General features: G+C 31.5%; 5 protein-coding genes. All 5 read left to right on the top strand.

Features of this window, described 5'->3' with window-relative positions:
* Positions 1-97 precede the first annotated feature (97 nt).
* Positions 98-646, top strand: coding sequence for a hypothetical protein (locus RWN11_RS05685; RefSeq protein WP_314160803.1), 549 nt, complete (start codon positions 98-100; stop codon positions 644-646).
* Positions 647-701: 55 nt separating this feature from the next.
* Positions 702-2,006, top strand: a complete 1,305-nt coding sequence (locus tag RWN11_RS05690) for a thymidine phosphorylase (protein WP_314160804.1) — start codon at positions 702-704, stop codon at positions 2,004-2,006.
* 10 nt (positions 2,007-2,016) lie between these two features.
* Complete coding sequence (deoC, locus tag RWN11_RS05695; RefSeq protein WP_314160805.1) at positions 2,017-2,655, top strand: deoxyribose-phosphate aldolase; 639 nt, start codon at positions 2,017-2,019, stop codon at positions 2,653-2,655.
* A 455-nt stretch (positions 2,656-3,110) separates the two neighbouring features.
* On the top strand, positions 3,111-8,729 hold the full coding sequence (locus tag RWN11_RS05700) for a ZmpA/ZmpB/ZmpC family metallo-endopeptidase (protein WP_314160806.1): 5,619 nt from the start codon (positions 3,111-3,113) through the stop codon (positions 8,727-8,729).
* Positions 8,730-9,563: 834 nt separating this feature from the next.
* On the top strand, positions 9,564-10,659 hold a 1,096-nt coding region (locus tag RWN11_RS05705), incomplete at its 3' end, for a YSIRK-type signal peptide-containing protein (protein WP_314160807.1).

Below are 10,659 nucleotides of genomic sequence, written 5' to 3' on the forward strand. Positions count from 1 at the left end.
CTTTAACTTTTGATAAAGAAAGAATTCTTAACGATATAATTTTTTCAGAAGTATTGTCAAAACCAAAAAGTAAAAGATAATAAATAGGAGGTGTAATATGAAAAAGCCATTTAACTATATTAGTTATTGTATTTATTCATTTATGCCTCTTTATTTTGTTTTGCTTATATATACATTTGTAAAAGAGGATATGGAAGCTTTACTTTTAACTATAGTACTTATAATTGTATCAATATTTGTGTTAATGCTTCAGGTTAATAGTAGACCTACAAATATATTTGTGTGTGGAAAAAAAGAAATATCCAAACAAAATGGTATTGATCAATATTATTTAGTACTCATGATAATAGTTAACTTTTTGATTATTAATAATAAAATACATTTTTTATATAAAATAATAATTTTTGTAATTATATATTATGTGTTATCATTAATGTTATTTAAATATAAAAATTATACATTAACATTATTAGGCTACAAAATGTACATAATTCGTGATAAAATAGTATATAGCAAGAAAAGTCAAGAAGAGATATATAAAATATTAAAAGATAAGAAGAGTTTGCAGATAATAGAAGTATCTAATAATATTTATATTGAAAATGAAAAATATAGAATGACTAATTTTTATTGTAAAGACTTTTAGATAGTAGGAGATTTTATCTCTATCACATAAGAAGAATAATTAAGGAGAATATGCTATGAGAGTTGTTGATATCATAGATAAAAAGAAAAAGAATAAGGAACTTACAAAAGCTGAAATTGAATTTTTATTGGATGGTTATCTTAAAGGGACAGTACCAGATTATCAGATGAGTTCATTTTTAATGTCTGTTTATTTTAATAATATGACAAAAGATGAACTAACTAACTTCACTTTAACTATGAGGGATTCTGGAGATACAATCTACTTTGACGATTTAGATCACTATCTTGTTGATAAACATTCTACAGGTGGAGTAGGTGATAAGGTTACTGTAGTTCTAGGACCGATTTTATCAGCAGTAGGAATGGCTACGACAAAGTTATCTGGTAAAGGTTTAGGACACACCGGAGGAACAATTGATAAATTTGAAGCAATTAGAAACTTTAAATTTAGTACTACAAAAGAAGAACTGGTGGAAGTAGCTAGTAAAACTGGAGTGGGGCTAATGGGTTACAGTGACAACATTGTTCCATTGGATAAGAAAATCTATGCATTACGTGATGTAACAGCAACTGTAGATAGTATTCCATTAATAGCAAGCAGTATCATGAGTAAGAAACTGGCGATTCAATCTGATTTAATTATTCTAGATGTAAAAGTTGGTGATGGTGCATTTATGAAAACTATTGAAGATGCAAGAGAACTATCTCGTAGAATGGTTGAGATTGGAAATAGTGTAGGTAGAAAAACAATAGCAGTACTGACTAATATGGAAGAACCATTAGGATATAATATCGGAAATTCTAATGAAATTATCGAAGGAATAGAAGCTTTAAAAGGTAATTGGTCTAGCGATTTAAAAGAAGTTGTTTACGAAATTGTCTACCTAGCGTTAAAACACAAAGGTGAAGTTAAGACGTTTGAAGAAGCAGCTAAAAAAATAGACGAAGTTATTGCTAATGGTCGTGCACTAGAACTATTAAAACAATTTATTGAACTTAGTGGAGGAGACGGCGAAGTTATAAATAATTATGAACTGTTACCAACGCCTAAGTCAGTACTAGAAGTATTCTCAGAAGAAGAAGGTTTTGTAACAAAAATCAAAGCAGAAGAAATAGGTAAAGCAGCGATGGTAATTGGAGCTGGGCGTGCTACTAAAGAAGATGAGGTTGATCATGCTGTGGGAATTGAGCTTAAGAAAAAAGTCGGAGATAAGGTAGAAAAAGGTGATGTTATCGCTGAAATTTACTACAACGATGAAAAAAATGTTCAATCAAGTAAAGCAATGGTTTTAGATGCCTATGTAATAGGAAAAGAAAAAATAGAAAATATTAAAAATATATTAGAAGTAATAGAATAGAGGTAAAAAAATGGGATTAAATAAATATATCGATCATACAATATTAAAAGCGACAGCAAGTAGTGCAGATGTACAAAAACTTTGCGCGGAAGCAATTGAATATGAATTTTATAGTGTTTGTGTTAATGGTTGTTACGTTGCAGATGCCAAGCATCTTTTACAAGGAACAGATGTGAAGGTTGCGGCTGTTGTAGGATTTCCATTAGGCGCGATGACTACTGCTGCGAAAGTATTCGAAGCCAAAGAAGCGGTAGAAAATGGAGCAAGTGAAATAGATATGGTTATCAATGTTGCTAAATTGAAAGATGGTGAGTTTGATTATGTAGAAAATGAAATTCGTCTTATTAAAGAAGCGATTGGAGATAATGTATTAAAAGTTATAATTGAAACTTGTTATTTAACTGATGAAGAAAAAGTTAAAGCTTGTGAGTTATCACTAGTAGCTAAAGCAGATTTTGTAAAAACTTCAACTGGTTTTGGAACTGGTGGAGCAACGTATGAAGATGTTAAATTAATGAAATCTGTTGTAGGTGACAATGCAAAAGTTAAAGCAAGTGGTGGAGTTAGAGATAAAGAAACTGCCCAAAAATATGTTGATCTTGGGGCAGAAAGATTAGGAACAAGTTCAGGAATAGAGATTGTAAAATAATATAATTTACTAAAGGTCTAAATGTTAAAATGTTATTTTACTTATTGTAATTAAGAAATTTCTAGAGGTAAGATAAAAAGAATTAATTTAAACTGTTAAGAAGATAAAAAAACTCAGATTAACATAAAAAATAATTTAAATCAGTCTCGGAGTATTATATTTAATAAATATTATAAGGAGCGACGCGCTAGTGATGATTTTTAAATCATTATTTTGGTGGATGCTCCTTTTTTTATTTGGAATTAATTATTTAGGACATGTATATCTTTGTGTTTTCTAAAAGTAACTGTATTGTATTTATGTATTAACAGGGGAAATAGGGTATCATTTTTACCATCTATAAATAAAAAAGTTATTAATTGTAGCCTTATTTTGGGGTGTTTATTAAATTGTAATAGAAATATTATTTTGATAGAATAAAATTGTAGTAATATGTATTTAGGAGCAAATGTTTTATGCGAGCACAAAATAAAAATAATAAAATTTTAAAGTTTTCAATTAGAAAATTATCATTTGGTGCAGCACCTGTTGTCATTGGAGCTCTTTTCTTCGGTAGTTATGCTCCAACTGATGTTCATGCGAGTGATAATGGTGTAAATGTTAATTATACATATCTAACTGAAAATGAACTTACAGAATCGGAAAAAAGTTTAATTAAGAATACTGTACCAAGCGATGTAAAAAATGACGAAACATACTATATGATTTATAAAAAAGTAGATCAACTTTCTAATGATGTTATACCCGAGGTGAAATCATTACCTAATACTGGAGAAAGTTCACTTCCATTAGCTGGATTGGGTTTAGGAACAGCTGTTCTAGTGGTATTTCTAATATCAAAAAAATATAGAAATAAAGTACTTAGTGTTATTTTGATTGGTAGTTTAGGTCAGAGTGCTATAGTACCTTATCATTCTTTTGCTTTAGAAAACAAAGATTTAGTTCAATATAATACAAAAGCAACTATAAGCAATTCTTCTGAACTTTCTAAAGGTGTAATTCAAATAGCAGGATACAGATATATAGGATTTTTCACGCAAAATGATTTAGAAGAATACTCTCGAGTTACAGAAAAGATTCTCCCAAGTGAAACGAAAGTATCATCAATTAAGCAAAGTGAATCACTAACTAAAACAGAAAAAGTTGAGAAAATTGAGGTACCTAAAATTGAAGAGCATAGACAAGGTACAGAAATCTCAAAATCAAAGATTGAATATAAAACAACGCCAGAGGAAGGTGTACGTAGCTTATCTATAAATAAACCAGAACTAAGATCAACTAAGGAAGTTATCCCTTTTGAAACTATTAGAAAATTTGACAATACGTTGCCAAAAGGTGAGACTAAAGTTCTTAAAGATGGTGTTAATGGGGAAAAAGTGGTGTTTAGCGAAGTAACGACGGTTGATGGCAAAGAGACTAGTAGAATCATTAAAACTTCTATTACTAGGAATGTTGTCAATAAAGTTATTGCTGTCGGTACTTTAGAAGTAGCAAAAGGTAAATCGTTAGTCCAACCAGAAAAACCAGTAGGAGTGGTAAGTGAGAAAGGCGAATCGCTAGTACAGCCGGAGAAACCGGTAGGAGTGGTAAGTGAGAAAGGCGAATCGTTAGTGCAACCGGAGAATCCAAAAGGAGTAATAAGTGAGAAAGGCGAATCGTTAGTGCAACCGGAGAATCCAAAAGGAGTAGTAAGCGAGAAAGGTGAAGCACTAGTACAGCCAGAGAAACCGATAGGAGTAGTAAGTGAGAAAGGCGAACCGTTGGTTCAGCCAGAGAATCCAGAAGGAGTAGTAAGTGAGAAAGGCGAAGCCTTAGTACAGCCAGAAAACCCAGAAGGGGTAGTAAGCGAGAAAGGCGAATCATTAGTACAACCAGAAAATCCAGAAGGAGTGGTAAGTGAGAAAGGCGAACCGTTAGTACAGCCAGAGAATCCAGTAAAAGAAATTCCAAAAGAGAAAAAACCACCTGTATTAACATTAGCTAAGATCGAAGAACATACTCTTGATCGCTCTGCTAACTTGACATATACTTTAGAAAATGAGGATTCAGTCGAGATTAAATCTATTATGGTGGAAGTCCGTGATGGTGAAAATATAGTTAAACGACTAGATTTAACTACATCTAAATTAAAAGATATTGCTGATAATCTTAAATTGTATAAAGACTATATCGTCAGAACAACTATGATTTATAACCGAGGAAAAGTAGATGAGACTTCAGTATTAGAAGAAAGACCGCTAAGGCTTGATCTAAAAAAAGTTGAAGTTAAAAATATCAAAGAAACAAGTTTGATACATGTTAACGAACAAGGTGAGGAATCTGATAGTAGCCTATTAAACGCCATTCCAGAAAATATAAAAGAATATTACTTGAAAGTAACTTCTCGTGATAATAAAACAACCAAGCTTGCTATTGATAAAATAGAAGAAGTAAAAGTTGGAGAAGATTGGTTTTATAAAGTTAGTGCAAAAGCTCAGGATTTAGTGCGAAGAACGAGTGAAAATAAAATAGAGGATACTTATTCTTATTATATTGCGAAACCAAAACCACATATTGGTGATGTGTACTATGATTTTAAAGATTTAATAGAAGCTATGCAAAAAACTCCTTCGGGAACATTCAAACTTGGGGCTGATTTAAGCGCGGTTAGTATAAAACCACTCGGAAAATCTTATGTTACTCAGAAATTTACAGGAACATTAACAAGTGTTGATGATAAGCATTATTCAATTCATAATTTAGTGCACCCTCTATTTAGTAAATTAGAAAATGCAACTATTAAAAATATAAACTTAGAGAATGTGAATATTAATCTACCAGGGGAAAATAACGTTGCTACACTTGCTCAGATAGTAAAAGGGGGCACTATTGAAAATATTAAAGTAACGGGTAGTGTCACTGGAGCAAATGAAGTAGCTGGTATTGTTAATAAGCTAGATGAAGGGAAAATGACTAATATTGCATACATTGGTAAAGTACATGCTACTGGTAATAAAGGTTGGAACCTTGCCGGAATAGCAGGTGATGTTTGGCGTGGTAATATTGAAAAAGCCTATGTTGATGCTGAAATTACGGGTGATAGATCACGAACAGGAGGAATAGCAGGTAACATAAGCCATGGTTATAATTCTGATGGCATAGGTAGATGGGGATATATAAGAAATTCTGTAGCAAAAGGTACTATTGATGTTCCTAATAGTGGAGAAAATGGAGGTCTTATAGGTAAAAACTGGCCTTGGGGTGTTATTGAAAATACTGTTACAATGATGGATGTTAAGAAAGGTGACGTATTCTTTGGATCAAGAGACATGGATGATGAAAATGTTACGAATTGGGTTGTTAATAAGAATTTCACAGTAACAGGTATTAGTAAAGGTGGAAAAACTCATAGAAACTCTCATAGAATCAAAGATATCACTAAAGATGAAGCAGATGCGAAAATTCAAGCGATGATGATTACTGCTGATAAATTAATTAGTACACAACCAACTGTAGATAAGCTTAACAACAAAGTTTCTTACGAAGATGAATATAAAAATATTCAAGATTACCAAGAAAATCGTGATCAGGCATATCGCAATATAGAAAAACTACAACCATTCTATAATAAAGATTGGATAGTAAATCAAGGTAATAGATTAGATGAAAATTCTAATCTTGTAACTAAGAAAATCTTATCAGTAACAGCTATGAAGGATACGGAATTTGTAACAGATTCAGAAAATGCTAATAAAATCATGGTTCACTATGCTGATGGAACAAAAGAATTGTTTAATATTTCTGCAAAAGCTTCCCAAGTAGCTCAAGTGAAAGAATATAGTATAGAAAACTTAGGAGGTATAGTATATACGCCGAATATAGTTATTAAAAATAGAGATGCTTTAGAAGCCAGAGTTAAAGAATTATTGCTATCTGTTGAGTTACAGTCTCAAGCTGTTCGTAATATACTTGAAAAGAGAGATACTAGAAATGATCCTACAGCCAATAGTGAAGCACGTCAAAATGGATATATTCGGGATTTATTCTTAGAAGAAAGCTTCAAGGAAGTTAGGGATAATATTGATAAGTTTGTAAAAAAACTTGTAGAAAATGAAGAACATCAATTAAATGATGACGAATCTGCAAAACGAGCATTAATTAAAAAAGTAGAATTAAATAAAACTAATATTATGCTTGGATTAACATATCTAAATAGATATTACGGAATTAAATATAATGGTATGAATATAAAAGATATGATGACTTTCAAACCTGATTTCTATGGGAAAAATGTTGATGTGCTTGACAGACTTATCAAAATTGGTTCTAAGGAAAGTTATATAAAAGGTGATCGTACACATGACGCCTATCGTGAGGTTATAGCTGGTAGTACTGGAAAAGGTAATTTACATGAATTTTTAAATTATAATATGAAATTATTTACAGCGGATACAGATTTAAATGATTGGTTTAAACATACAACAGAAAATAATGTTTATATATCTGAACCTACTACCACAACTCAAGACTTTGTAAATAAAAAACATAGAGTTTATGATGGCTTAAACAACGGTATACATGGACGTATGATTTTACCGTTATTGAATTTGAAAAATGCTCATATATTCTTGATTTCGACATATAATACTTTAGCGTACAGTTCTTTTGAAAAATATGGAAAATATACAGAAGAAGAACGAAATAAATTTAAAGCAAAAATTGATGAAGTTGCAAATGCACAACAACGATACTTAGACTTCTGGTCTCGTTTAGCATTGTCATCAGTTCGAAACAGATTATTGAAGAGTGACAATATGGTACCAACTGCAGTTTGGGATAACCAAAATTATAATGGTGGTTCTAACCGTTATGGATTTGCGAATAATGGTAGAGATGTAGTAGCTCCTGTACGTGAGTTATATGGCCCAACATGGCGTTATCACAATACAAATGGAAACATGGGTGCTATGGCTAGAATCTATGGATCTCCAAACAATGATGATGCAGTGTTCTTTATGGTGACAGATATGATTAGTCAATTCGGTATTTCGGCATTTACTCATGAAACAACCCATGTAAATGACCGCTTGGTGTATTATGGAGGAAATTGGCACCGTGAAGGTACAGATCTTGAGGCGTATGCACAAGGTATGCTACAAACACCTGATAGTTCTACGACAAATGGAGAATACGGAGCTCTAGGGTTAAATATGGCATATGTTCGACCAAACAATGGAGATCAATGGTATAATTATGATCCTAATAAATTAAAAAACAGACAAGAAATAGATGCTTACATGAAACGCTACAATGAAGCTATGATGATGTTAGATCAATTAGAAGCTGATGCAGTTATTAGTAAACGACTAACTGATAATAGTAAATGGTTTAGAAAAATAGATAAAGAATATCGTTATAAAGATGGATATAATAAATTGACAGAACCAAATCAATGGGATAAAGTACGAGATTTGAGAGATGAAGAAAAAACCAAACAATTAACTTCTATTAATGATTTGGTAGATAATAACTTTGCGACTAAGCATGGTGTTGGAAATGGGCGTTATCGACCAGAAGACTTTATGCCAAATTCTGCTTATGTAAATGTAAATATGATGGCAGGTATTTATGGAGGTAATTCAAGCGATGGAGCACCTGGTTCATTATCATTTAAACATAATGCATTCCGTATGTGGGGATACTATGGTTATGAAGATGGATTTATCAGTTATGTTTCAAATAAATACAAAGATGCAGCTAATAAAGAAAAATTACCAACTTTAAGTGATAAGTATATTATCAAAAAAGTATCTAAAGGGGCATTTGAAACGCTTGAAGCTTGGAAAAAACACTGGTATGGAGAAGTCTTAGCGAAAGCTAAACATGGATTCGCTGAGATAGATATCGATAATGTGCATATAACATCTTATGATCAACTGCAACAAATGTTTAACGATGCAGTTCAAAAAGATTTAGACCAAATGGCTAAAACTGGTAAAGAATCTTATGGAAATACAGTTGCACTTAAAACTAAGGTGTTTAAACAATTACTAAAAAATACAGATGGATTTTCTAATGATTTCTTTAATAAATAATTTTTAGAAGTAGTTTATAAGAGTCTTTTCAAATAATTAAGTTTATGTTTAAAGGGTTTAAAACACAAAAGGGAGTGATAAAAAGTCCTAAAGAAAAAAAGTTTATAAGAACAACTCCAAGACGTAGTGGTTTATTAATAGATAAATTCGCTTCGTAATAGTTTTTAGATATCTAATAAACTTTACGGGAGAGGATTTACAAAATATTATTGCTAAGAATTTGTAATTTTTAGTCATTTCGTTAAGTTCGATTGATTAAGAAAATAGGAGAAAGCTATGCTGCATTAGGAGGTCTAGCTTTTTTCCTGTTTTGTACGAAGTAGATGGAATATGTTTAAGTAATCTTAAATAGATTATAAGGAAAATAGTCGATGTGCTTTTGTGTTCCTTGAAATGCATAAAAGCTGAATATACAAGGAATATAAGAGATATTTTATTCAAATAATTTCAAAAATATTAACTACATTTTAACTTCATAATATAGAATATGTTCTTATGAGGGATTTATATTTGGATATCGGGATTTGTTTTCTATATCCAAGTGCTAATTATCGCTATATTTGATAGGTTTTTGTTAGACAAAAAAATGCTAGTTTGATATAATAGTGACACTAAGGTTAATTGTAAAATAACATTGTTTTTTAATAAAGGTTACAGCTAAATAGTAAGTTGTTTCAGAACTTAAAGAATACGGTAATATCATATTATTATTATTATTATTATTATCGGCGCGCTCTATAGCGATAAATATGGTTATTTAATATTTCAATGTGAAAGGTATTTATTTTTAACTTCAAATTAAATTAATATTTAAAAAAATAAGGAGAATAAAAAATGATAGGAAAAAATAATTATTATTTGAAAAATACAAAAGAGGGTACAAAAGTAGAGTCGTACTCAATAAAGAAATTTAAAGTAGGTGCTGCGTCTGTAGTAATAGGTGCAAGTATCTTTTTTGGTGCTGGAGCAGTAGCTCAAGCTAGTGATTCTATTTCAAACAACACAGCAACAGATGAATCATTAGGGGCAGATAATAAACTAGAAGTCACACCAAAAGCACAAGCCAAACCAGTAGTAGAAAACACTAGAGAGAGTGTGGCAGCCGCAGTAGCTTCAAAACTAGAGAATTCAGAAAAAGAAACTCTAAATAAAACAGCCTTAACAAAATTAATTGAAGAAATTGATGGGAAATTTACCAACGGGAAATATGCTTCTAAAACAGAAGATAGTGTAAACCAATTGAAAACAGCTTTAGAAGAAGCAAGAGTGGTTTTAAGTAACGCAAAAACACAAGCTGAATTAACACAAGCACAAGCTAAATTAGTTACTGCAACAACAAAATTACAAACAAAACCAGCAGAGAAAAAACAAGCACCAGCAGTAGATACGACAAATGGAAAAGCTACTGCAGGTAAAACAGCAACTAATACTGAGAAAGCTTCAGACTCTAACTCGATTGCCAACTCAGGTTCTAGAGATGAACGTCATGGGAAAGCATTGGATAAAAATAATCCATTCCGTACAGATGCGGCTACTACGGATACAGATCCATCTGCGAACCAAACGTATACTGCACCTGCAGATAATGCAGATTTAAACACTTTAGTTAAAAATTTATTAGCATTAGATCCTACAGTTGAAAATAATACAAAACTTTCACAAAATATGGATAGTTTGGGTGATAGTAAACAAGTTGAAAAAGGTACTGTAAAAGAAATTAAAGAGTTCGGTGGATGGACAGCAGTAGATGGAGGAGTGTTCGCTATTGCTAGAAGAACTGAAGAAGGTGTATACCCTCTTGAGACTATCAATTCAACACTTAATGATACAGTTTGGTTACGAGAACAAGCATTTGATAGAGACACGGAGTATACGTTATTACTTTCGAAGAGTAGAACGAGAGCTAATAGAAATGAAGAAGTTTTTGATG

Source organism: uncultured Gemella sp. (assembly GCF_963519265.1).
Taxonomy (GTDB): domain Bacteria; phylum Bacillota; class Bacilli; order Staphylococcales; family Gemellaceae; genus Gemella.